This window comes from Amycolatopsis sp. NPDC051373 (assembly GCF_040689465.1).
Lineage (GTDB): Bacteria > Actinomycetota > Actinomycetes > Mycobacteriales > Pseudonocardiaceae > Amycolatopsis.
This window is the reverse complement of sequence record NZ_JBFBAE010000022.1, coordinates 24,662-48,181: the sequence shown is the minus strand read 5'-3', so window position 1 is coordinate 48,181 and position 23,520 is coordinate 24,662. Positions and strand designations below refer to the sequence as shown.

Here is a 23,520-nt window from a genome sequence, read left to right as displayed (position 1 = left end):
TCTCGCCCGCGAGCGTTCCATCGTCTCGCTCTGCGTTCTCGTCAGGGAGACGAGGCAGCCCCTCCAGGCGTGACAGCTCAGACGTGATTGAGTTCGTGCGGGTAAGTGACCCCGCGCTACGCGGTGATCCGACCGTCTGTGATCTGCACCGTGTCGACGGACTATACGCGGCCCTGCCGATGGAACACGAGGGCGAGCTCGCCGCCGACCTCGACGAAATCGATGTGGTCGGACGCCCGCGCGGACCTGATCGGCACCGTGGCGGCGCGGCGCGGGTGGGCCCGGTGTAAGAGGTCCTAACGGAATGAATCTTGGCCTGTGGTTTGAACTTGCCGGTTGTTGAGCAGGTGGCAGCGGGTTGGTGTGGCTCAGCGCAGGCCGTGGGAGGTCGAGGACGAGCTGTGGGAGTTGATCGAGCCTCTGTTGCCCAAGGTCGAGCGTCGCTTCCGAAACCCGCACGGAAACGGTTGGACGATCGGAAGGCGTGGTGCGGCATCTTGTTCGTGCTGTACACGGGACTGCCTGGGGGTTCTTGCCGCAGGAGCTGGGGTACGGGCTCCGGCCTGACCTACTGGCGGCGGCTGCGGGACTCTGGGCCGAGGCGGGGGTCTGGCAGCGGCTGCACGGGCTGCTGCGGACAAGCTCAACGCCGCCGTCCTGATCGACTGGTCGCGGGGCAACGGCCGATGGCTCGCATGTCCGAGCGCTAAAAGGGGCCGAAAACCGGTCCCAGTCCGGTCGATCGGGCCAGGACCGGCCACGACGCGCCGGCGCTGCCAGGGATGACGACCTTCGAGCTCGCCTCGGCCGACCTGTGGGCCACCGGCATCACCGTCGACCGCCACCCATCGAATTATGTGGCGCGTCGATCCGACTGCCCCGGTCAGCGGGGTTGGGGCCGTCGGAGGAATTCGGGGGGAATATCGCCACCGTCGCCAGAGTTCGAGCGTTCATTGACGTTCTGGAGGGACGCGTCGGTCCGGGAACGGCGCCGTGATGTCCGGGCGGACGGCCCCTTTCAGGGTGGGGCTGGTCGTCCCACTGCAGGGGCCTGCGGGGATCTATGGGTCGTCCTGCGTGTTGTGTTCCCGACTGGCGGCCGAGGAAATCAACAATGCAGGCGGTGTGCTCGGCCGCCCGGTGCAGCTGAGGATCGTCGACGGCGGGGCGGGCGTGGACCGGGTCGCGTCCCAGGTAGATCGACTGATCACCGCCGGACAGATAGACGCCGTGGTGGGTTGGCATCTCTCCGCGGTGCGCCAGCGACTGGCTCCCCGGACACGAGGGCGAGTGCCGTATGTCTATACGGCACTCTATGAAGGCGGTGAGTCAACGCCCGGGGTGTTCGCGATCGGAGAGACCCCCGAAATCCAGCTGCTTCCCGCCCTGACCTGGATGGCCGACGAGATCGGCGTGCGGCGATGGTTCGTGATCGGCAACAACTACGCATGGCCGCACCGCTCCACCGCACTCACCCGACAGTTCCTCCGGGACCATGACAAGGTGCGGGTCGACGGCGCTGCGTTCGTGGACCTCGGTACGTCGGCCTTCAACGCCGTCCTGCGACAGATCGAGCACAGTGCCTGCGACGGGGTACTGATGTTCCTGGTCGGGCACGACTCGGTCGAGTTCAACCAGCAGTTCGCCCGACGCGGCCTGCAAGACCAATGCGCCCGGTTCTCGACACTCATGGACGAGAACATGCTCCAGGAGATAGGTGCCTCGTCGGCGCAGGACGTGTTCGTCGCCTCGGGCTACTTCGAAACGTTGCCCACGGCCGAGAGCCTCCAGTTCGGAGCCCGTTACGTCCGCCGGTTCGGTCCCGAGGCTCCGGTGCTCAACGCGCCCGGCGAATCATGCTACGAAGGACTGTGGATGCTAGCCGAGCTAGTGAACCGGACCGGCTCCAGCAACGTCGAACAGCTGTGCGCGACCGCCGAACACGCTCGCTACCATGGCCCCCGGGGCAACATCCTCGTCGATCGTGCACGAACTGAGCAGGCAGTCTATCTGGCGACCGCGGACCACACGGGCTTCGACATTCTGGCCAGTATCTGACGATTCGCGCCCGACTCGGCTGCAGTGCAGGGGTCGGCCCCGGCCCGAAACGCCGGCCCCAGGGCTGGCTCGTGCTCGACCTCGACCCCGGCGAAGGCGCCACCGTGGGCGAGTGCGCCCGCGTCGCTCCTGACGCACGCCTGGGAGCAGTAGACGAATCAGCCTGCGCGCGAAGCTACTTTTCGGCTCGGGCCAGCGAAAGGGTTCCAAGCTCTCCTTACGTCCAGCTCCTGCGCTCGCAGCCGGGCGCGGTGCATTGGGCACCGACCCACGCTGGAGCGCAGTGTGTTGCCGCGCTCGGGGGACACGCCCCGGGGGACGCTGCACAGTCCGGGACCGGCCGAGGCGCGGTGGCGGACTGTGCAGTTCGATGGCGCGCCGCGGCCGGCGAGGCAGCCTTCGCGGAGGCCCTGCCAGGTGCGGGTGTCGCCGTGTGCTTCGGTGATGGTGGCGGCCACCGGTTCGCCGCGTGGCACGCCGAGGCGGTCCGGATCGTTGCCACGGTCGGCGAGAAAACCGGCCGACGACCACGAGTGCCCGGTTGATCCCGGCGCACCTGCAGGCGGCTGCCTCCCTGGGGCGCCCGCAGTAGGCAGCTCAGGCCCGGATGAACTCGAGCAGGTCGGCGTTGATCGTCGCGGCCTCGGTGGTCGGCATGCCGTGCGGGAAGCCCGGGTAGGTCTTGAGCGTGCCGTTCTTCAGCAGCTTGACCGAAAGCGGGGCCGAGTCGGCGTAGGGCACGACCTGGTCGTCGTCACCGTGCATGACCAGCGTCGGCACGGTGATCTTCTTCAGGTCCTCGGTCTGGTCGGTCTGGGAGAACGCGACGATGCCGTCGTAGTGGGCCAGCGCGCTGCCCATCATGCCCTGGCGCCACCAGTTCTGGATGAGCGCCTCGTCGGGTTCGGCGCCCGGCCGGTTGAAGCCGTAGAACGGGCCCGAGGCCACCGCGCGGAAGAACTCCGAGCGGTTGGCCGCGAGCTGGGCCTGCATGTCGTCGAAAACGCTCAGCGGCAGCCCGCCGGGATTGGACTCGGTCTGCAGCATCAGCGGCGGGATGGCCGCGAGGATGGCCGCCTTCGCGACCCGGGCCTCACCGTGGCGGGCCAGGTAGCGCACGACCTCGCCACCGCCGGTGGAGTGTCCGATGTGGATCGCGTCATGCAGATCGAGATGCGCGGTGACCGCGGCGAGGTCATCGGCGTAGTGGTCGAGGTCGTGCCCGTCGGCGACCTGCGCCGAGCGGCCGTGACCGCGCCGGTCGTGGGCGATGACGCGGAAGCCGTGCTGCAGGAAGAACAACATCTGGGTGTCCCAGTCGTCCGACGACAGCGGCCAACCGTGGCTGAACACGATCGGCTGCCCGGTGCCCCAGTCCTTGTAGAAGATCTCGACACCGTCGGCGGTGGTGATCATCGGCATGGGTGGTCTCCGCTCTCTCAGGGTGCGACGGCTCCCCCGTCGGGGCCTGTCACAGTCGATGATCACGTTGCTCTGCCAGCCGCGGCCCGGGCAAGGCCGCGTCTGAAACTGTGGGGACTTCGTCTGCTCGAGCCCGCGCACCTCGGCGCCGCCAGCGTTCATCGACAAGATCCGCGACGCGATATCCGACCGACACACCTGACCACGGGACACGCGCGCAGCACTCGCAGGGGAGACCGCGATACGGTCTGGACCATTCGACGAGTCAGCCTGCTGCGTTCCACCAGGCATTCGGTCGCTCGCCAGGCTGCTCGACTGCCGCCCGGTCGGCCGCGCCCGCGGCGGGGGCGGCCGGCGTCGTCGAGAGGTCGAACAGCTTCGGAAGTCGGGCGTTCATCAGCTCATCGTCCGCCCGTTCGTGCTGCCTCACGCGGACCACGCGCGCCTGCAGCGCTGGGTCGTGCAGGTTCGCGCGCCGACGGGCGCGGCGCACCCAGCGCGTCCACCGCGCCGCCGCCGACCACCGGCGCTTGCCAGCGCCCAGGGGTATGCCCTCGCTCAGCAGCCGGGCCTACCTTTCCCTGGCCAGGTGGCGATCTCGACCCGCGTCCGCTCCCGCAGGTCTGCGCCCGGATTGGACAGTGGTTCGTCGAACAGCAGCAGCACCGGGCGGCCGACCAGCCCCCAGCCGAGCGCGACGCGCTGCTGCTCCCCGCCGGACAGCTCGCTGGGAAACCGCACCGCGTAGTCGCCCAGGCCGACACGCTCCAGCACGGCGGTGACCTGCTTCTCCGCCTCGGGGCGAGCGATCTTCTTGCGCCGCAGCGGGTAGGCGACGTTGTCCGCGACGGTCAGGTGCGGCCACAACACGTAGTCCTGGAACACCATCGCCAGCTCGCGCCGTTCCGGAGGCACGTGCAGCGTCTCGTCGGCGACCAGGCGGCCGCCGAGCAGGATCCGGCCGTCGTGGACGCGCTCGATGCCTGCCACCGACCGCGGCAACGTGGATTTGCGGAGCCCGACGGGCCGAACACGACCACGAGCTGTCCGGCTTCGGCGACGAGCGACACCTCGTCCAGCGGTCTGCGCACCGTAGCGCTTGACCAGGTCCCGGACCTCCAGCCTGGTGGCCGTCCCGGTGGTCACCGGTGCTCCCAACGTCGCCATCCGGCCGGGCTCAGCAGCCGGAACAGGCCCAGCGCCACCCCGATCACCAGGAGGATTCCCAGGCAGGCCACCACCGGCGTCGATGCTCCGCCGGATTCTCGAGACGCTGGGCCAAGTCGCCGGAACCGGTGACGGCGTGAACATGCCCGACGGCGCCCGCAACCCCGACCCCGCAGATTTGCTTCTGGCCGGGGCCCTCGGCGGGCCACCATCCGCGCTCCCCCTGCCCGAAATCAGCGCCCTGCGGCAAGAACGGCTCCGGGCCACCAAACGTCGACCGCGAAGGTAAACGGGAGGAAAACCATTTTGCCGGACGCTATCCCCGGCGGCGCGACACTGTCGCGGCTACGTGATCGCCGTGCGACGCCGGAGAACAACCCATTTCGGTGGCTCCGGTTGCCCCGCGCGGAGGGAGTCGGATCAACACCGTATCACCGTGGGCGGCGTCGCGACAGTCTGGCCACGTTGCGGGTGGCGTCGTTCCCAGGTATAGACAGGAAAATCTAAGATCCAATTGGAGCGACTGGCGCGAAAAAGCTGACCCGTAATTATCACCCCTGAAGGCTTGACAGCCGAGCGTCGCCCACCACTAATCTGGATGACGCATACTAAAATAGGTGTTCTTGCGGGGCGGGTCTGATCATTCCGTATCGCGTTGCGGCGTGCCAAGAACATCTTCGTGGGGATTTTCGGATTGGCGGGAGTTCAGTCGCATGAGACACGGGTCGACACCGCGAACGCTCAGGCGACGCCAGCGCTGCCCGACGGCGCGCGGTACCTTTCTCAGCGGCACGGCCCAACACAATGCCTCGGCCGTCGAGTCTGAGCGCGCTGGCCGATACCGGGTGGTGTCGGCGTCTCGACTTGCTGCCACCCCTTCCATAATCTCGGCGCCAACTCCCCGCCGCGGGCCAGGTTCCGGATCTTGCGGGCGAACACGGGCCCGCCGCCGGTGTCGGTCGATGCGTGCCAGCATCCGGCGATCACACCGCTGTACTCATGACGCAAGGTCCGCAGTCGGAGACTGCATCTCTCCTTCCGGCTACGGACCGCGCCGGAACACGGCTAGCCGTGTTCCGGCGCCAGATCCGATAGCAGTCCAGGCAAGCGTGAATCTCATTCATGAGTCAGGCCTGCTTGTCGCGCCGACTGCTCCAATTTCTGATTCAAGAGGATCATCGAATGGGCAACTCGCACGGCGTCCTGACCGCTGAGGCGGCCGACAATCTGACCACGCTCGCCGAATGCGAGCGACTTCTTGCCGAGGTGCTCACCGATATCGTGGACACCGACCACGTGCCGGTCGACGGCCACTTCTTCGACGACCTCGGCGCCGACTCCATGGTCATGGCCCGCTTCTGCGCACGAGTCCGCAAACGGCCCGACCTACCGTCAGTATCAATGCCCGACATCTACAAACACCCGACGATTCAAAGCCTTGCAGCCGCCCTCACCACCACAACCGACAGCAAACCCACGCCCGCCCTGCAGCCGGCACCTCCGGCGCCTCTCATCGAGCCGCCGAGGCAAGCACGCTATGTCCTCTGCGGGGCGTTGCAGCTCCTGATCCTCCTCGGCTATCCCGCCCTCACCGCGGCCGTCTGGGTGGCGGGCTTCCACTGGGTCTCGACGAGCCCGAACCTGGTCGACGTCTACCTGCGGTCGGTGGCGTTCGGCGCCGCGATGTTCCTTGGCCTGTGCGCCCTTCCGATCCTCGTCAAGTGGGTGCTCGTCGGCCGGTGGAAGCCTCAGGAGATCCGCGTCTGGAGCTTGGCGTACGTCCGGTTCTGGCTCGTCAAAACCCTGATCCAGCGAAACCCGATGGTGTTGTTCGTCGGTTCACCGCTCTACGCGCTCTACCTGAGGGCACTGGGCGCGAAGATCGGGCGCGGCGCCGTCATCTTCTCCAGGAATCTGCCCGTGTGCACCGATCTGCTCAGCATCGGCGACGGCGCGGTGATCCGGAAAGACTCGTTCTTCAACGGCTACCGAGCCCACGACGGTGTCATCCGGACGGGTGCGGTGAGCATCGGCAGGGACGCCCTCGTCGGCGAGGCGACGGTGCTCGACATCGGGGCCTCGCTGGGTGACGGGGCTCAGCTCGGGCACTCGTCGGCTCTGCACGTGGGTCAGGCAATACCTGCTGAGGAGCGCTGGGCCGGCGCGCCTGCCCAGCGGGCCGAGAAGACGAACCAGATGGCGGTTTCAGCGCGCGACGTGGGCACCGGACGACGAGTGGTCTTCTCGGCCGTGCAGCTGGGGAACCTGCTGCTGCTGGGTCTGCCGCTGACGTTCGGCCTCGCGGACGTCGCGCTCCCGCGGCTCCCGGAGTTCGGCCCCCTGATGGACTCGGCACCGGTGTCGCTCACGACCTGGACATTCTTCCGTGACGCGCTGGTCGTCTCCGCCGTGGTCTTCTTCGGCGCCGTGCTCGTCGGCCTCGTGCTTGTGGGCACCGTTCCGCGCGTGCTGAACCTCTTCATCAAGCCGGACAAGGTCTATCCGCTGTACGGCTTCCATTACTGGGTCCACCGCGCGATCACCCGCACGACCAACCTCAGGTTCTTCACGACTCTCTTCGGTGGAACTTCCTACATCATCTACTACCTGCGTTGGTTGGGCTACAGCCTCCGGGGCGTGCGGCAGACCGGCTCGAACTTCGGCGAAATGGTCAAGCACGACAGCCCCTTCCTGAGCGCGGCCGGCAGCGGAACGATGGTCGCCGACGGGCTGTCCATCATCAACGCCGATTTCTCGAGCACCTCCTTCCGCCTGTCCCGGACGTCGATCGGGCCGGACAACTTCCTGGGAAACATGATCGCCTACCCCCCGCAGAGCAAGGCAGGCGACAACTGCCTCCTCGCGACGAAGGTCATGGTTCCCGTCGACGGACAGGTGCGGAAAGGCGTGGGCTTACTCGGCGCGCCCAGCTTCGAGATCCCACGATCAGTCAAGCGCGACAGGGACCTCGACGTGAGCAGCGCAGACGAGCTGCGCCGTGGCCTCAGGGCCAAGACCGTCTACAACACCATCAGCATGGCGCTGTTCCTGCTGGTGCGCTGGACTTTCTTATTCTCCGTCATCGTGGTCTACCTGGCTGCCGTCAACCTCTTGCACTTCCTGGGCGCGCTCGCACTCGCGGTCGGGCTGGCCACCGCCGGCGTCGTCGTCTTCACTGTCGCCTACAACGTCGTGGTCGACCGGCTGTTCCGGCCGCTGCAGGCCTTGGTGCCGCAGGGTTGCTCGATCTACGACCGCGCCTTCTGGCGGCACGAACGCTTCTGGAAAGTCACCTCCCTCACCTTTGTCCTCGCCTTCAATGGCACCCCGCTCAAGAATGTGATCTGGCGGCTGCTGGGTATGCGGGTCGGCCGCCGGGTCTTCGACGACGGCCTCCGCGTGCCAGAGCGGAGTTTCACCACGATCGGCGAGAACTGCACCCTCAACGCGGACACCATCGTCCAGTGCCACTCGCAGGAGGACGGCGGATTCAAGTCGGACCGCATCACAATCGGTGCCGGCTGCACCCTCGGTGTCGGCGCATTCGTCCACTATGGAGTGACGGCGGGCGACGGCGCGGTGCTCGCCACTAGTTCCTTCCTCATGAAGGGCGAGGAAGTGCCACCGAACGCACGGTGGGGCGGAAACCCCGCCACAGAGATGCGCGAGCACTCGGGCGATCCGCGGGCCCGAAAGATCAACATCGAGGACAACTACGCCGCCGCGCTCGTCCGCGGCGGCTGACACCCGGCAAGCGTGGACACCGCCGAGCACCCGGTCCTCGCCGACCTGACCGAGCTACCGCACCGCGAGCACGCCCCCAACTGCTGACGTCCGCCTCTGGTCGGAACTGAAAGGAGATCGAGATGTCGTTCTCATCATCATTGCTGTTGGACGTGGATCTGCAGCTCGGCAGGGTGCCGATGCTGCGAGCCGCTGCCACCGGCGACGGACCGGGCTGGGCGGCCGTGCACCGCGATGCCTTGCGTGCCGTCGTCGCCGAGCACGGTGCGGTCCTGGTCCGCGGTCTCGGGCTGCGCGATGCGGCCGAGGTCGCCGCGGTGTTCCGTGGGCTGGCCACCGCAGGCCTGATGACCGAGAGGGAGGCGTTCGCGGAGCGGCAGACCTACGCCGAGGGCGTGTACTCCTCGTCGAAGTGGCCACCGAACCAGCCGATGTGCATGCACCACGAACTGAGCTACCGGCTCGAGTTTCCCGGCCTGATGCTGTTCGCCTGCCTGTCCGCGCCCGCCAAGGGCGGGGCCACCGGTGTGGCGGACTCGACGGCCGTGCTCGACGCGCTGCCCGGTGACCTCTTCGAGCGGCTCGAGAGGGAGGGCTGGACGCTCGTTCGCAGCTACAACGAGGAGATCGGTGCGTCGTTCGCCAAGGCGTTCGGCACCGAGGACCGGGGCGCGGTCGAGAGCTACTGCCGCGCCAATGCAATCGAGTTCGAGTGGCAACCCGATGGAGGGCTGCGCACCTGGCAGCACCGCAGCGCGGTGGTGCGGCACCCGATCACCGGTCGGCGCTGCTGGTTCAACCAGATCGCCTTCCTCAACGAGTGGACGCTCGACCCCGAGGTGCGCGAGTTCCTGGTCGACACCTATGGCGCCGAGGGGCTGCCGTTCACCACCCGCTTCGGCGGTGGCGACCCGATAGGCGAGGACGTCGTGCAGCTGCTCAACGAGGTGTATGAGGCCAAAACCACGCGGGAGCCCTGGCAGGCGGGCGATCTGATGCTCGTCGACAACATCCGCAGCGCACACAGCAGAGAGCCCTTCACCGGACCGCGCGAAGTCCTGGTCGGGATGGCTGACCCCGTTCGCCTGGCCGACTGCTCGCCGACCGTCGAGGTCAACGTCGGATGACCATGTCGCTCGTGCGACTGTTCACGGTCATCTCCGGTGTCCGGGTCCAGCGCGCTGGAGTGGCGCGAGCAACGGCTTCCTCGGCACACGACTCGACTACGTGCGGGGGGTTGTCAGCGGCGCAGCGAGCCCGCTCACTGGCGATGGCGCGCCTGCGGTGTCACTGCGGCGATCGCGCCCGACCTCGGCGAGCGCTACAGCGACACCGTCTTCCAGTGCAACTGTGCAGAGGACCTCCATGGCCCAGACTTGTCCAGCGCCCGGGCGATCCCGGCCCCGTCCTCCGAGACGAGCCGTCGCAAGGCAGGGGGCTGAGCCTCGCCGGTTGCCAGGCGAAAGGAACAGAAGGGAACCTTCCGAGATGATCATGCGGTTGCCGGACCTCGTTGCCAGATCCGCCCAACGCGCCCCCGGCGCGCCCGCCCTGACCGCGCGAACGACCACGATCTCCTACGCGGATCTGTGCGAACGGACGGAGCGAGCAGCCGCCGGGCTGCGCGGTCTCGGGCTCGATGGTGGTGAGCGCGTCGCGGTCTTCCTGGACAAGAGGATCGAGACCGTCGTGGCGCTGCTCGCCTGCTCGCGGGCCGGTGGCGTGTTCATCCCGGTGAATCCGGTGCTGCGACCCAGGCAAGTGAGGCACATTCTCGATGACTGCGCCGCGCGGGTCGTGGTGACGTCCACTGATCGGATGCGGGCCCTGCGCACCGAACTCGCCGCCTGCAAATCACTTTCCCACGTCCTCGTGCTGGGCGACTCGCCTGGTGAGGACAAGGAAGCCCCTTACCGCATACATTTCTGGTCAGAGGTCGCCGAGGGGGCAACCCAGGCGGTATGTCCTCCAACGGGTGGGGTCGACACGGATATGGCCGCGATCCTCTACACGTCGGGGAGCACCGGAGCCCCGAAGGGCGTCGTGCTGTCGCACCGCAACCTCGTCGTCGGCGCGGAGAGTGTCAGCACATACCTGAACAACACGGCGGAAGACCGGATCCTGGCGGTTCTCCCGCTGAGCTTCGACGCCGGACTGAGCCAATTGACGACTGGCTTTCACGTTGGTGCCCACGTGGTGCTCGCCGACTACCTGCTGCCGGGAGATGTCGTCCGGCTGTGCGCGGAGCACCGCATCACCGGGATGGTTGGGGTACCACCTTTGTGGATCCAGCTCGCGGCCCAGACGTGGCCATCCGAGGCCGTAGCCGGGATGCGCTACTTCGCGAACACTGGAGGGCGCCTCCCGCGCGTCACCCTGCAACGACTGCGAGCGATCTTCCCGACTGCGGCGCCGTACCTGATGTACGGCCTCACAGAGGCGTTCCGCTCCACCTACCTCGATCCTCAGGAGGTCGACCGGCGGCCGGATTCGATCGGCCAGGCCATCCCGAATGCCGAGATCCTCGTAGTCCGGGAGGACGGTGGCCTGTGTGGTCCGGGCGAGCCGGGGGAACTGGTGCACCGAGGTCCGCTCGTCGCCTCGGGTTATTGGAATGACGCGCAGCGGACGGCCGAGCGATTCCGGCCGCCGCCGAACCGTCCAGCCGAGCTGTGTACGCCTGAGCTGGCGGTCTGGTCCGGCGACGTCGTCGTCCGCGACGAGGAGGGTTTCCTGTACTTCGTCGGACGGCGCGACGACATGATCAAGACATCGGGCTATCGGGTCAGCCCCCAAGAGATCGAGGAAGTCGCCTACGAGACCGGACTGGTCCACGATGCCGTAGCGCTCGGCCTCGAGGACGAGGCTCTCGGCCATCGGGTCGTCCTCGTCGTGACCCCTCGCGATCCCGCCGGCTTCGATCCGGCCGCGGTGACCGCGCGCTTGCGACAGGAACTGCCCGGCTACATGGTGCCCGCCGAGGTGATAGTCCGCAGCGCCCTGCCCCAATCGCCGAACGGCAAGTTCGACCGGGCAGTCCTTCGCCACGAACTCGCCGCCTCCCGCCCTCAGGAGCCCGCATGACCGCAGTCGCCCACGCGCACCCCACGATCAGCCCGTTTGCGATCGCCAACGGCATGCTCCACGTCGGCGGCCACCCGGTCGGGTTGCTCGCTGAGTGCACCGGTGCCACCCACGACAACGAGTCGCGCGGCCACACCTTCCTCGTCGATGGCGGCCTCCACCACGAGTTCGCTGCCTTGTGGAACTTCGGGCAGGTCATCCGCAAGACGAACTACCCGGTCGCCAGCGCGAACCGATTGGGGGTCCCGGATGCTGAGACCGTCGGCGTCGCCGGGTGCTTGTGCACCCCGCTGGACCTGCTCGCACTTGATGTCTGCCTCCCGCGTGCCGAGATCGGCGACCTTGTGGCGGCCTTTCGGGCCGACGCCTACCGGATGACGCCAGTCCTACAGCGTTCCTCGGCCATCCGACACCGAAAGAACTGTTGATGTAGATCGCAGGTTGCCCCGCCTGTACGACCGATGAGGAGAATCCACATGCCTCGCTCGCCAGAGATCTCGCAAGCGATTTTCGAGGACGTCAAGGCCGTCGTGGTGGGCACGCTGGACATCGAGGACAAGGCCGATGACCTCGGACCGGAGACGGAACTCTACGGCAATTTCCCTGAGCTCGATTCGCTCACCGTCGTCAAGCTCATCGTCGCCTTGCAGAAACGGTTCGGGATCGAGATCGAGATCGACGAGATCGTCGGTGACATCTTCGACACACTCGGACGGCTCGCGTCCTTTGTGGAATCCACGGTGTACCGGGAGCCGCACGGCGGAGTCAAGTGCTAGAAATGCGCCACCGCATTACGGCCGCCGACCCGGCCCCGCGCCCGGCGCACATCGCCGGGGCGGACGAGGCCGCGACGCTACCTTGCATGCCGCCCGCCGGTAGGTCGCCGGCTTTACCGGCGTGGTCAAAGGCCCGGAGCCTGCAATTGTGCCGTGGCATGTCGGCGCTCTGCGGGAACGGAGCCCGACCGGAGTGTCCCTATTGTGTCGAAGTCGAGTTTGGCACGCGGACCTGCCAACGCTGTCGATGGTGATCTCCCGTATTTCGAGCAGGCCGCGCCGGGTGAGGGCGGCCAGAGTTTGAGCCGCTGCCGGCACTATGGATGCCACGGGCTGACGCCGGCCGATAGAATGGGATCTCTTCGCGGAACACGCCGGTCAGCTGCCGCGCCAACCGCGCGAGACGAGACGTCAGGCACACTGCTCGTTTTGCGCAGAAGTGTCGGCCGGGGCCCCAGGAGCGGGCCCCGGCCGACACTCGGTAACGGCAGGCTGTTTACTCGTTGTCTCCGTTGAACAGGTAGCGGCCGGGAACCTCGTCAGGCGGCAGGATCTTGTCATCGCCGGGGAACGGCTTGGTCCACCCGGTCGAGGTGTACCAGTCGTACCGGCCCAGCTGCGGCTGGTTCACTCCGTCGACCTGAGCGTGTTCTCCGGTGAGCTTCGGCATTGCCTCGTTCTGGTGCCACTGGGCCCAGGCATCGGCCGTCTGCCGCTGGTCGGCGGGAGCGGCCGGCGCCTCGCTCGCCTGAGCCGACGGGGAACCCGACGTCGGAGTCACCGGGATCAGGTTGCTCACGCCTTCGGTGAGCGGGATCTGGTTGGCCACCGTGGTGTAGGGGGTGAAGTTCGGCGTGTCGGTGAACGCGCTGAACATCGGCGTCGCGGCGCGGTCCTCCTGGTTCAGCGGCTGCATCCCGAGGATTTCTTCGATCGTCTTCACCGCGTTGACCTGCGTGAAGTACTCGCTGTTGACGACGCCGCGCTTGGCGTAGGGGCTGGCGATGAAGAACGGCGCGCGGTGCCCGTCGACGTGGTCGGTGCCGGCCTGGGTGTCGTCCTCGAACACGAACACGGCCGAGTCCTTCCAGAACCGGCTGTGTGAGATGTCGGAGATCATCCGGCCGACGGCCAGGTCGTTGTCGGCGACCTGGGCCCGCGCGGTTGCAGGTCCACCGGTGTGGTCGTTGGGCAGCGACATGGTCGTCAGAGCCGGCAGATCACCGGTCTGCTCGGCCTTCTTGAAGTCCTGCTCCCAGACGTCGACCTTGTACTGGTCGGGAATGGCCAGGTTGAACTGCGGGAAGTTCGGGTTGCTGATGGCGTTGTTCGACGGCACGTCGGAGTACGACTTGTACGCGTCCATCGCTACCGGGAGGTCGCCGGTAGCCTTGCCCTCGAGGATCTGCGAGTCCGCGTAGTACTGCTGCCACGAGCCGGGCTTTCCACTGGCGATGGCCTCGTACTCGCCGTAGTTGCGCGCCGACTTGCCGGCGCGTTCGGCGGCGTCCCAGATGAACCCGTCGCGCTGGTAGGCCAGCGCGTCCCGGGCGTTGTAGGGGTAGCTCCGGGCCCAGGCGCTGGCCGCGTCCTGCGCCAGGTAGTCGTTGGGCTCGGCCTGCGTCAGCCAGTTGTGGCCGTCCGCCGACAGCATGCCGTTGTCGTAGAAGTTGTCGAACGTCGTGAACGTGTTCGCCATGCTGTGCTCGTTCGGCGTGACGGCCGCACCGAAGCTGGTCCGCGACGGGTCGCCGTTGCCCTTGCCCAGATCGCCGAGGATCTGGTCGTAGGTCCGGTTTTCCTTGATAATCATGAAGACGTGCTTGATCGGCGAGGTCTCACCGTGCTGACGCGGGATCGCTGTCAGCCGGCCGTGGCCGTTGGCGTCCGACTGCTCGTTCCCCGCCTGCGCCGGACGGTCCCAGGCGTTGTTGCTGAACACCTGCCGGGTCGTGTCGGCGAGCCGGCGGCCGTCCGGCATGGCGAAGGAGGTCAGCGTGCCCTTGTAGGCATAGCTCTGCGGAGCGCCGTCGGTGCCGATGCCCTGCTGGTTGCTGACGACGACCTTGCCCAGCTTGGCGTCGAACTGAACCTGGTTGGGGTACCAGTCGGTCGGGATCAGGCCCTGGTACTTCACCGGTCTGCGGGGGCCGTCGTATTCGAACTGCGCGAGCGCGTTGTCGCGGCCGACACTCACCAGCATGTGCTTCGCGTCGGTGAACGCGATCGAGTTCGGCGACGAGCCGACCTGGATGCCGGGCAGCGGCTCCACGTTGACTGTCTGCGTCACCTTGTGCGTGGCCGCGTCGATGACCGAGACGGTGTCGCTGTTGGTATTGGTGACGAACACGGCGCCGTCGTGCTGGGTCAGCGACGTCGGCTGGAGACCGACGTTGACGGTGTCGACGACCGTGTTGGTGCCGAGGTCCACCACCGAGACCGTGCCGGTTGTCGAAGCACCGGTCACCGGGTCGGACACGATGTTCGTACCGTCGGACTTGTTGGTCGTGTCGCCGGCGACGGCGGTACGGCCACCACGGTTCGACACGAACGCCTTGTTCCCGACGATCGTGACGGCCTGCGGCGCATTCCCCACCGCCACCTGGGCCGTGAGCGTGTTCGTGGCGGTGTCGACCACGCCGAACTTGTTGCTGCCGCTCAGCGCGAGGTACAGCTTCGCGCCGTCGGGCGACAGCGTCAGCCCGTACGGCAACGACCCGCCCGGCAGCGCGAGCTTCGCCGGCGCGGTCGGGTTGGTGATCATGCCGTTCGAGCCGACCGCGTACTTCAGGACGCTGGAAGTTGTGGCGGCATACAGTGCCGAGCCGTCCGGCGAGTACACCGGCGCCGCGACACCGGTGCCGCCGAACGTCTGCAGCACCGAACCACTTGCGGCGTCAAGGATGGTGATCGACGGCGTACCGGAGTTGTCGCCACCCGTCTGCGCCGCCACCTTCGAACCGTCCGGGCTGATGGCGCTACCGATCGATTGCGCGGAGAACGTGGCCGCACGCGATCCGAACGGGGAGATCCAGTGGTTGTCCGAGGTTAGGATCCGCCCGGCCGCGTCGTGCTGGCCGAGCATGCTCGTGCCGAACGGGTTGGCCGGGACGTGGCCCACCGCGGCGGACGCGACGCCGCCGACCGTGAGCATGACCAAGGCAGAGCCGGCGATCGTCGAGCGCTTGCGCGCTGCAGACCGTCGTCGTTGAACTTGCACCATCGATCCTTTCACAGAACAAATGCTCGGAGGGGACTCCGGGAACTAAACAACCCCAAGACAGCGCGGCGCCGAACGCGCGATTGCTCGCGCGGAGTAAAGGGATGGCCAACTGGTTACGGCCAGCCATCAGAACAGGATCAGACCAGCACCTGTCACCGTCAAAAAAGGCAAACCAAACAATACGGTGAAATCGCGATGCCCGTTCAGGATGGACGATGCCTGTGTGAAATCGACCGCCGATCGAGCGCAGTGCCCGTCCACGGCTTTTTCGCCGAGCTGGCAATTGGCCCATAGCTTACCTACTTAACTTCTAGCTTACCTGTTTAACTCATCACTTACCTGTTGCGGCGATTGGTCGCCAGCGGCTTCAGGCCGACCGGACGACGATCGCGAAATCGACCTCCTCGATCACCTGCAACGTGTTCGGCTTGCCGCCGCCACAGCAGGCCAACACTGGCCGGGATCAAGGCCTTCAAGGTGCCGTGCGGCGCGATACTGGCCGCGCTGCTGTTGACGGCCGGCTGCACCGCGTCGCCGGCCTCGGCTCCGTCGCCTGCGCTGGCGGCGCCTGGCCGCAGGCGGCCCGACCGACCAGGCCGGCGGGCCGCCCAGGACGCCGACACGAATCGCCGTCGGTGCGTCGCTGGGGGCAGCACCGCCGCCTCGATATGGCCAAGGCGCGTAAGGTTGAACACTTCATTCGGAACAGGAACCGCTGATCGGTGAACGCAACACCTCCGGCCACGACTCCCGCAACATCCCGGGCTGACCCCGGCCCGCCACCGCGGTGAACACCCCCGGACCCGACAGTCGTGCACCGTGGCGGCAGGTGCGAGACGATCGTGGCATGCAGACATCCGATCCCGGCCCAGATCGCGGTGCTGGCGAGACGAGCGTCAGCCTGCGCCGCGAGGGTTCCGCCGTAGCGGGACCCCCGCGAACAAGCCGATCACGTCGGTGTCCCCGTCGCCCTCCAGGTCCACCGCCAGGCTCCCCTGGTCGCCGGCGATGCTGTCGTTCAGCCACTGTGTGGGCGGCCAGAACCGTTCCACGCCGTCGGTGCCGATGATCGACCTCGTCACGAAGACGCCCTGTATGCGCGGGCTCGAATGCGTGTGCGGCCGGACCGTGATGGCGTCCGCGCGGCCGTCGTTGTCCACGTCTCCGAGGAAGTATCCGTAGTACGGGCTGTCGTCGAGGCTATTCGCGCACAGGCTCCACGCGAGGTACTCCTGCGCGACGGCGGCCGACAGCCCGCGGGTGGCTGCGTCCAGGCGCGTCAGCTGCGGCACCGCGACGCTGGTCTGGACACCGAAGCGACGAGTCGAGACCACCCCGAAAAGCTCCTCCTGGTGCTGCAGGGACTTCATCCTCAGGTACACCTCGACGGTCAGTCCGGCCGCGGCGACACCGTGTGGTTGTGGTGCTGGAGCGCGGTGAGCGTAGCGATATCGGGCGGGTCGGGAAGCAGCACCGGCGCCAGCCCGCCTGCGGGCTCGTCGGCCGCTCCGTCCTCGCCACCTGCCGCGCCGCCTACGAACGCTGGTCCGCGCGCGCCGACGCCGACCTCACCGTCTACCTCGACGCCGTGATGAAAGCCCTCGCCGCCGGTTTCACCGACACCGCACTGACCACCCCGGACCCGTCCACCGAGCACGCGTGAGTCGCGGCCACCACGGCCATACCCGGCGGCGGTCGTCGGGCGCGGGGTGCCGAGCGGCCACCGCGGCGTATCCACGTGGGGCACTCCGCCGGCGCCACAGTGGTGGAGCCACGTCAGCTTCGCTTCACACCAGTGCAAGAGCGCGCAGATCATCCGCGTACTTCTGGATCAGCTCCTTGGTGACGTGCGGAATGTCGCCCAGTGATGTGATCTTGGCGTCGCGTACAGCTTTCCGGAACTCCTCGGCCGGAGCGATCCCGGCGCGCACGGGTTCCGTCGGCCGTTCGTACGAGTGCAGGAGCGGCAGCAACGTGTTGCGTCGCTGGGGTTCCGGCAGTTTCCGCAGCGCGTCGCCGAACTGACGAAACCACTCCGAGTAGTCCTGGAGCCGGTCGATGCGGTGACCCGCTTCAGTCAGCCAGTCCACGAAGGTGTCGAGCGAAATGCCGTCGTCGTGGGGATTGAGCACGTGGTACGTGTGGTAGCCGCGCGTGTTCGGGCGCCGATGGTGTTGACGGCTTCGGCGGTGAAGTCGACGGGAAGTCCGTCGTAGTGTGCCCTCGGCGGCCGCCCGGCCTCGGTGCGGTAGAAGGTTTTCGGCGCGATCCCCGTGGTGATGATGCTCAGGAGCAACCGCGTGAACAGGTCCGGTACGTTCACCTGGCCTACGCAGCGGCTGTGCGTGAGGATCATGTCGGATCGGAACACGGCTACGGGCAATCCGCATGTCTCGTGTGCTTCTCGCAGCAGTACTTCGCCGGCCCATTTGCTGGTCGAATAGCCGCTTGCGTAGCCGTCGCCGCGATGCCGGACGGGGCTGAGCCGCCGGATGTCGCAGCTCTCGGCCAAGGAACCGGGATCGATCTGGTCCGCGATGCCGATGGTCGACAGGTAGGTGAACGGCTTCAGTTTCGCGGTGACCGCCAGCCGGATCAGCTCGGCCGTGCCGACGACGTTCGGGCCGAACAACTGCTCGTACGGGAGCACGTGATTGACCAGGGCACCGACGTGCATGATCGCGTCGACCTCCTCGGCGAGGCGTGACCATGTCTGCCTCGCGATCCCCAGATCGGGACTTCCCAGGTCGCCGGCGATCACCTCGAGGTGGTCCTCGGCGAGTACGCGGTAGTGGCGGAGGAGTTCGGCGTCGCCGTTGTCGAAAGCCTTGTCGAGACGGTCACGTGCAGCCGCGTCGTCTGTGGCACGCACGAGACAGATCAGCTTCCCGCCCCGCCCGGCGACGCGTTCGAGCCAGTCGAGGCACATGAACCGGCCGAGGAACCCGGTAGCGCCAGTCAGCAGCACAGTCTTCGGCTCTCCGCCCGGCTGGGCCAGTCGTTTCGCCCTGGCCAGGGTTTCCACGTCCAGAAACTGGTCGAGTTTGAGGTCGCTCGCCCGTACCTCGGCAGCACCTCGCCCGTGCACGGAATCGAAGGTCGGACGCTGCCCGGTGGAGTCACGCTGGGTTTCGATGTGGTGTGCGATCGCCTGCAGGTCGTTGGCCGGACTGATGACGACGCCGACCGGCACTGCGATGCCGAAGACGTCCCGCAGGAGGTTGGAGAACGTCAGCGCGGACAGGGAATCCCCGCCGAGGTCGGTGAAGTGCGTTTCGGGACTGAGGTCTGTGCTGTCGCAGCCGAGCAGCGCCTGCACCGCACGGGTGACCGTTTCGTACACGGGCTGATCGGCGCCGCCCATGCGCAGTGCGCGCAGGTCGTCATTCTGGCCGCGTTCGATGTCTTCGTACAGCTGCTCCAGCTGGTCACCGTAGCGTTCTCGCAGGCGCGGTCGCAGCTGTTTCCTGATGTCGGACAGCAACCCGTTGTCGATGCTGAACGGCTCGGTCTCGATGAGGAAATCGCGGGGAACCTCGTACGGCTCCAGACCGGTCTCCTTGGCTGTCGCCTGCAACGCTTCGGTGAGCCTGGCCTTGAGGGCGCCGGATCCGCCTGCTTCTCGCCGGGCTTTGCGCGTCGGCACGACCACCGCGAGCAGGTACGGTCGCCGGCTACTGCCGTAGACGTAGATCTGGTGGATGAGGGGGTTTGCCGCGAACACGGACTCCACTGTGGACAGCGTGACGAACTCGCCTTGCGACAGTTTCTGCACATTGTTGCGCCGGTCCACGTACACCAGCTGATCAGCGCCGGTCTCGGCCATGATGTCGCCGGTGTGGTAAAACCCGTCGTCGTCGAACACGGAGGCGGTGATGTCGGGCCGCCGATAGTAGCCGGGGAAAATGGGATCGGTCTTGACCAGAAGCTCGCCGCGCGGGTAGGGGCGGTCGGTGCGGCGGTAGCCGAGTTCGGGGACGTCGGCCAGCTTGTACTCGGTCACCGGGGGCCGCTGGATCCTGCCGTCCATCAGCACCAGGCCGAATTCGGTGGCGCCGTATGCTTCGTGCAGCGGGACGCCGAGCACGGATTCGGCGAACGCCTTCGCCTCCGCCGAGGTCGGGGCGCTTCCCACCATGGCGTGCAGCAGCCGGTCGCCGAGGAAGTGCCGGCGGATGTCCGCCTTGACGGCGGCGTCGAGTTCGGTCGGGTCGGCGAACTCACCACGACGCCGGTCACGTTCGGCCTGGTACTCCTGGAAAAGCATGTCGAGGACGCGCGGAACGGTCATCAACGCGGTGGGCCGCGCCATCCCCATGTCCTCGAACAAGGTGGACAGGTCACTTTTCGCCGTGAAGTAGTTGATTCCGCCACGCCCGAACGTGTCGACGATCGTCGCCCGGCCGAACATGTGGCTCATCGGCATGAAGTTGACCGTGATCGCCGGTTCGTCGTCGGCACCGCCCAGGGCGCCGGACCACCACCGTCGTACCAGGCTTTCCGGGTACATCGCGCCTTTCGGCGTGCCGGTGCTGCCGGACGTGTAGACCACCAGGCTCAGCGGATCCTCACCGGGATCCGGCACGTGCAGCGGAGCGACAGGCAGCGTGCGTCCGCGCTCGACGACTGCCTCGAGCGTCGCGATCGAGCGGCCGGCACGGTCCAGTTGGGCCTTGGCCGACTCGAGTTCCTCCCGCTCGTCGTCGACTTCCGAGTGGTGATCGAACACCAGGACCGCCAGCACCGACTCCACCGACAGCGCCACCTCGACCGCTTTCCCCAGATAGGCGGGGCTCGTGGCCAGCAATCGGGGCTCGGTTTCATCGACGATCGCCCGTAGCTGGGCCACGGAAGCGGTCGGCTGGAGCGGCACGGAAACCACACCCAGGCAGACGCCGGCGACGTCCAAGGTCGCGTAGTCCGCGCTCGTGAACCCGATCGTGGCGACGAAGTCTCCGGCCCGCAGGCCGCGAGCCGACCATTCCGACGCGATCGCCGTGGCCCGCGCCCACAGTTCGCCATAGCTGCGAGTCGTGAACTGAGGCAGCAGGCGGCGCGACCGGCGGCCCGAAACCGGGTCCGTGACCAGCGCCGACCGCCGCTCACGCACCGCGGGTCGCCCGGCATACGCGAGCATCGCACATTCGACGATCCGCGCGAGCGGCAGACCGGTCGCCGCCTGCACAGACCGATCCGGTATCGCAGCCATGAACTCGGGGTCTGTTTCACACAGCCGGGCCTTCCGCCGCTGCGCCTGTTCCTCCTTACCCTCCGACGTTTTCACTCCTACCACCGCCTTCCTCGTCAAAATCCACACGCGAGGCCATACGTCGCCATCGCACAACCTTTACTGTACGGACAAGTAATCTAATTTGCACACACATCGCGTGTGATAGTGGCCGCACGGACCGTAGCCGTCAGAGGGATTGACTGCCCTGAAGGCACTGGTCAGGACGGGTCGGCTACTCCAAGCCGTGAGTGAGAGAGGGCCACAACAGCTCCACGCTCTCCCAGTCGCGGTCCGTCGACATCCGCACCCGGTACAGGCTGTCCACGAACCGGACCCCGTAGACCATCATCGCCGCGTGTTCGGCGTTCACGTCCGGCCGGATTTCACCGCGCTCCTTCATCGCCTCGAGCAGTTCGGCGATGGCCCTGGCGCGGGGCTGGACGACGTGTTCTTCTAGGAGCTGCAGCAGTTCCGGCACACGGTTGCTTTCTGCCAGCAGCGCGGTGTACAGCTGCCGGTTCTCACGGTCCTCGGCCGGCTCGATCCTGCGCAACAGCCGCAATAGCCGTTCCTTCGGCGGCAAGTCGTTCCAGCCCTCCGGCGGCGGTGCGAGAGACTGCTTGAACATGGAGCGGACGGCTGCGACTACCAGTGCCTGTTTGGTTGGCCAGCGCAGGTACATGGTCGGCCGGGTCGTGCCGGCGTCGGCGGCGATCTTGGCCAGGGACATGCCGGTGTAGCCGTCTTCGACCAGCCGTCGGATCGTCGCCTTGAGCACCGCCTCTTCCACGCCGGGCGTGCGCGGCCGCCCTATCGACGGCCGTCGGCCGGGGACATCCGCCATCGTCACTCCCCCTTCAGTGGACCACGAAGTATAGAAGCGCGACGGACACCCGCTCCACGAGAGCGAGCCGACTCATGTTGGCGCGGGGAGCGGTGCTAACGCGCCGCCGGCAGGCGAGGCTGCGGCTGGGCCAGTGAGCCGTTGCGGGTCCAGTCCGGCGGGCCGAACACCGCTTGGCCGAGTCCGGCCAGTCGGCGTGCTGCCTGGCGCTGGGGTGACGGAGACGATCGCGGACCTTGATCTCCTCCGGCAGCAGCCTGGTGATCATGTCGACGTCGGGGGCGCAGATGCAGACCGCGATGAACCGGCTCCAGGAATCCGGTTCCAGGTTTGCACGCACCTTCAGGGATCCAGGTCGGCGTGACGCAGAGAAGGTCAGAGATTTGGACGTTGCCTGTAGACAACATCGGTCTGAGGCTAAGCGGGGCCGGAACGCGACTGCCGACCGTTTCATGTGTTCGGCCGGGTCGCCGGATGCGTGAAAAGACACCACGTGCTGTGACCCGGTCGATGCCTCCAGCATTGCTGTGACCAGGCACTCCGAGTGCTGCCGGCCTGAGTCGATCACCTACCAGACAGGTTTCGTTCCGATGTTCCTCGAACGCCGTTTCCGGCGCGCGGTCAAGCGTTGCCGGCGCAGCTCAGCCGCTACGGGGCTGGTACGGCATTTGCCAGGCCATGGCGACGACTGTGCCCCTCGGGGTGGTGGTGACATCGCTGTGATCGGCGAGCAGGTGGATCAGCGGTAGACCACGGCCGTGGCTCGGGTCAGGCTGAGGTCGCCACCGGCCACGGTCGGTGACGGTGACGCGCACGGCGCGGACACCGTGTTGAGCATGCAGATCGAGAAGGCCGGCGGAGTCGACGGCATAGGCGTGCTCTGCCACGTTGGTCATCGCTTCGTAGACGGCCAGGTGAACATCGGCAATCAGATCCGCAGGTAAGCGGCGGGTACGTGCCCAGTCCACCAAGGCATGCCGCAGAGCAATGGCGCCTCCCCGAGGAGGGCCGGCCGACGCAGATGAAGCGTTTGCGCAGGACTCCCTCCGTGCTGCTCGCTGAGCACATCATGCGCCCTACGGGCGCAGCGCCCCGCTTGCCTGGTTTCCATGCCGTGGCGTACCCGCACACGGCGCAGCTATGTGAGCTGATCCAGCGTCGGATCTGGTGCGGCCCGGCGGACCCACCTTCCTTCGTCGTCAGCGTCCATCGGCCGGCGACATGAGCGCGCCGGTCGCCAGCGGCGGCTCATCGCGAGCGGCGGGCCTCCTCGTGCGCGTCTAATACCCCGAAGGGGATCACCGTCCGGCTCAGCTTCCTCCCCTGGGTTTCACTTCCACGATGTCCTGCGCGCGCAGGGGTCCATAACCGCAGACTCCCCCGCCGTCGGCGGTATCGGAACGTCCGCTCCTGCAGTCAAGGAACCGGCGTCAGCGTTGGTCGAGCTGCGCGCGCAGGTCGTGGATCGTGGTCTCGGCGTCGGCGAGCTGGTCCTGCAGGCCGATGATGCGGGCGGCGGCGGCGAGGGTGTGGCCTTCGTCGAGTTGTTCGCGCAGCCGGACCACGAGGGCGAGCTGGCGGCGGGAGTAGCGGCGATGCCCGCCGTCCGAGCGCTGAGGGCGCACCAGGTCCGCGGTGTCGAGGCTGCGCAGGAACGCTTCCTGTACATCCAGCATCTTCGCGGCCTGCCCGGTGGTGAAGGCCGGGTAGTCCTGATCGTCGAGGTTGCCCAGATCAGCCACGCACACCTCCTTCGCGGGTCGTCACGCCAGTCGCTACAGATTATCTAGAGCAGGTGCTTGACACAAATTGCAGTGCGCGCTATAGAAATGCGTAGGCGGTATATGACCTGGTGTCGAACACGACGATGGTGCCGAGGAGTGATCGACGATGCCGGACACCACTCATCACACAGCGGTGACCAGCGGGTTCGCCGATCTGCTCTGCGCTGATGCGGCCTGGCTGCGCGCGG

At 67.0% G+C, this 23,520-nt stretch carries 18 protein-coding genes; 8 read left to right on the top strand and 10 right to left on the bottom strand.

Going from position 1 to position 23,520, the window contains the following annotated elements:
- The first annotated feature begins 83 nt into the window (after positions 1-83).
- Together AB0383_RS34170 and AB0383_RS34165 are read left to right on the top strand one after the other, a co-directional pair.
- The gene (locus AB0383_RS34170) at positions 84-290 is read left to right on the top strand and encodes a hypothetical protein (RefSeq protein WP_364188105.1); all 207 of its coding nucleotides are present in this window, start codon (positions 84-86) and stop codon (positions 288-290) included.
- Between the two features lie 733 nt (positions 291-1,023).
- Positions 1,024-2,058, top strand: coding sequence for a substrate-binding domain-containing protein (locus AB0383_RS34165; protein WP_364188107.1), 1,035 nt, complete (start codon positions 1,024-1,026; stop codon positions 2,056-2,058).
- A gap of 597 nt (positions 2,059-2,655) precedes the next feature.
- On the opposite strand, the gene AB0383_RS34160 is transcribed toward AB0383_RS34165, so the two are convergent.
- The 3 genes from AB0383_RS34160 to AB0383_RS34150 all read right to left on the bottom strand — a co-directional run bounded on the left by AB0383_RS34160 (position 2,656) and on the right by AB0383_RS34150 (position 4,647).
- Entirely contained in the window at positions 2,656-3,480 is an 825-nt protein-coding gene (locus tag AB0383_RS34160) for an alpha/beta hydrolase (protein WP_366189489.1), read from the bottom strand.
- Positions 3,481-3,745: 265 nt separating this feature from the next.
- On the bottom strand, positions 3,746-3,877 hold the full coding sequence (locus AB0383_RS34155; protein ID WP_364188113.1) for a hypothetical protein: 132 nt from the start codon (positions 3,875-3,877) through the stop codon (positions 3,746-3,748).
- A 161-nt stretch (positions 3,878-4,038) separates the two neighbouring features.
- Positions 4,039-4,647: an ATP-binding cassette domain-containing protein gene (locus AB0383_RS34150; protein ID WP_366189488.1), complete on the bottom strand. Its 609-nt coding sequence runs from the start codon at positions 4,645-4,647 to the stop codon at positions 4,039-4,041.
- Positions 4,648-5,769: 1,122 nt separating this feature from the next.
- Here AB0383_RS34150 and AB0383_RS34145 point away from each other — a divergent pair.
- The 5 genes from AB0383_RS34145 to AB0383_RS34125 all read left to right on the top strand — a co-directional run bounded on the left by AB0383_RS34145 (position 5,770) and on the right by AB0383_RS34125 (position 12,251).
- A complete protein-coding gene (locus AB0383_RS34145; RefSeq protein ID WP_366189487.1) occupies positions 5,770-8,391 on the top strand; it encodes a Pls/PosA family non-ribosomal peptide synthetase in 2,622 nt (873 codons plus the stop codon).
- Positions 8,392-8,513: 122 nt separating this feature from the next.
- Complete coding sequence (locus tag AB0383_RS34140; RefSeq protein WP_364188125.1) at positions 8,514-9,518, top strand: TauD/TfdA family dioxygenase; 1,005 nt, start codon at positions 8,514-8,516, stop codon at positions 9,516-9,518.
- Between the two features lie 361 nt (positions 9,519-9,879).
- Entirely contained in the window at positions 9,880-11,475 is a 1,596-nt protein-coding gene (locus AB0383_RS34135) for an acyl-CoA ligase (AMP-forming), exosortase A system-associated (RefSeq protein ID WP_364188127.1), read from the top strand.
- Positions 11,472-11,903 (top strand): hypothetical protein, encoded by a 432-nt coding sequence (locus AB0383_RS34130; protein ID WP_366189486.1) that lies wholly within the window; start codon positions 11,472-11,474, stop codon positions 11,901-11,903. Before AB0383_RS34135 ends, AB0383_RS34130 begins: the two co-directional genes overlap by 4 nt.
- 48 nt (positions 11,904-11,951) lie before the next feature.
- Positions 11,952-12,251, top strand: a complete 300-nt coding sequence (locus AB0383_RS34125) for an acyl carrier protein (RefSeq protein ID WP_364188132.1) — start codon at positions 11,952-11,954, stop codon at positions 12,249-12,251.
- Positions 12,252-12,747: 496 nt separating this feature from the next.
- On the opposite strand, the gene AB0383_RS34120 is transcribed toward AB0383_RS34125, so the two are convergent.
- Positions 12,748-15,474 (bottom strand): bifunctional YncE family protein/alkaline phosphatase family protein, encoded by a 2,727-nt coding sequence (locus tag AB0383_RS34120; RefSeq protein ID WP_366189485.1) that lies wholly within the window; start codon positions 15,472-15,474, stop codon positions 12,748-12,750.
- A gap of 896 nt (positions 15,475-16,370) precedes the next feature.
- Positions 16,371-16,844, bottom strand: a complete 474-nt coding sequence (locus tag AB0383_RS34115; protein WP_366189484.1) for a hypothetical protein — start codon at positions 16,842-16,844, stop codon at positions 16,371-16,373.
- 50 nt (positions 16,845-16,894) lie between these two features.
- Between AB0383_RS34115 and AB0383_RS34110 the strand changes: the two genes are divergently transcribed.
- Positions 16,895-17,137, top strand: a complete 243-nt coding sequence (locus AB0383_RS34110) for a hypothetical protein (RefSeq protein ID WP_364188140.1) — start codon at positions 16,895-16,897, stop codon at positions 17,135-17,137.
- Between the two features lie 124 nt (positions 17,138-17,261).
- Here the strand turns inward: AB0383_RS34110 and AB0383_RS34105 are convergent, their stop codons facing one another.
- From AB0383_RS34105 to AB0383_RS34085, 5 genes are all read right to left on the bottom strand, one after another.
- Complete coding sequence (locus tag AB0383_RS34105) at positions 17,262-17,606, bottom strand: hypothetical protein (RefSeq protein WP_366189483.1); 345 nt, start codon at positions 17,604-17,606, stop codon at positions 17,262-17,264.
- A complete protein-coding gene (gene car, locus AB0383_RS34100) occupies positions 17,552-20,683 on the bottom strand; it encodes a carboxylic acid reductase (protein WP_366189482.1) in 3,132 nt (1,043 codons plus the stop codon). The genes AB0383_RS34105 and car overlap by 55 nt, the downstream gene beginning before the upstream one ends.
- 253 nt (positions 20,684-20,936) lie before the next feature.
- Positions 20,937-21,548 carry a TetR/AcrR family transcriptional regulator gene (locus tag AB0383_RS34095; protein ID WP_366189481.1) on the bottom strand — a complete coding sequence of 204 codons (612 nt, stop codon included), beginning with the start codon at positions 21,546-21,548 and terminating at the stop codon, positions 20,937-20,939.
- Positions 21,549-22,189: 641 nt separating this feature from the next.
- Positions 22,190-22,531, bottom strand: coding sequence for an ATP-binding protein (locus AB0383_RS34090; RefSeq protein ID WP_366189560.1), 342 nt, complete (start codon positions 22,529-22,531; stop codon positions 22,190-22,192).
- Between the two features lie 447 nt (positions 22,532-22,978).
- Positions 22,979-23,290, bottom strand: coding sequence for a MerR family transcriptional regulator (locus tag AB0383_RS34085; RefSeq protein WP_364188148.1), 312 nt, complete (start codon positions 23,288-23,290; stop codon positions 22,979-22,981).
- Positions 23,291-23,520: the final 230 nt, after the last annotated feature.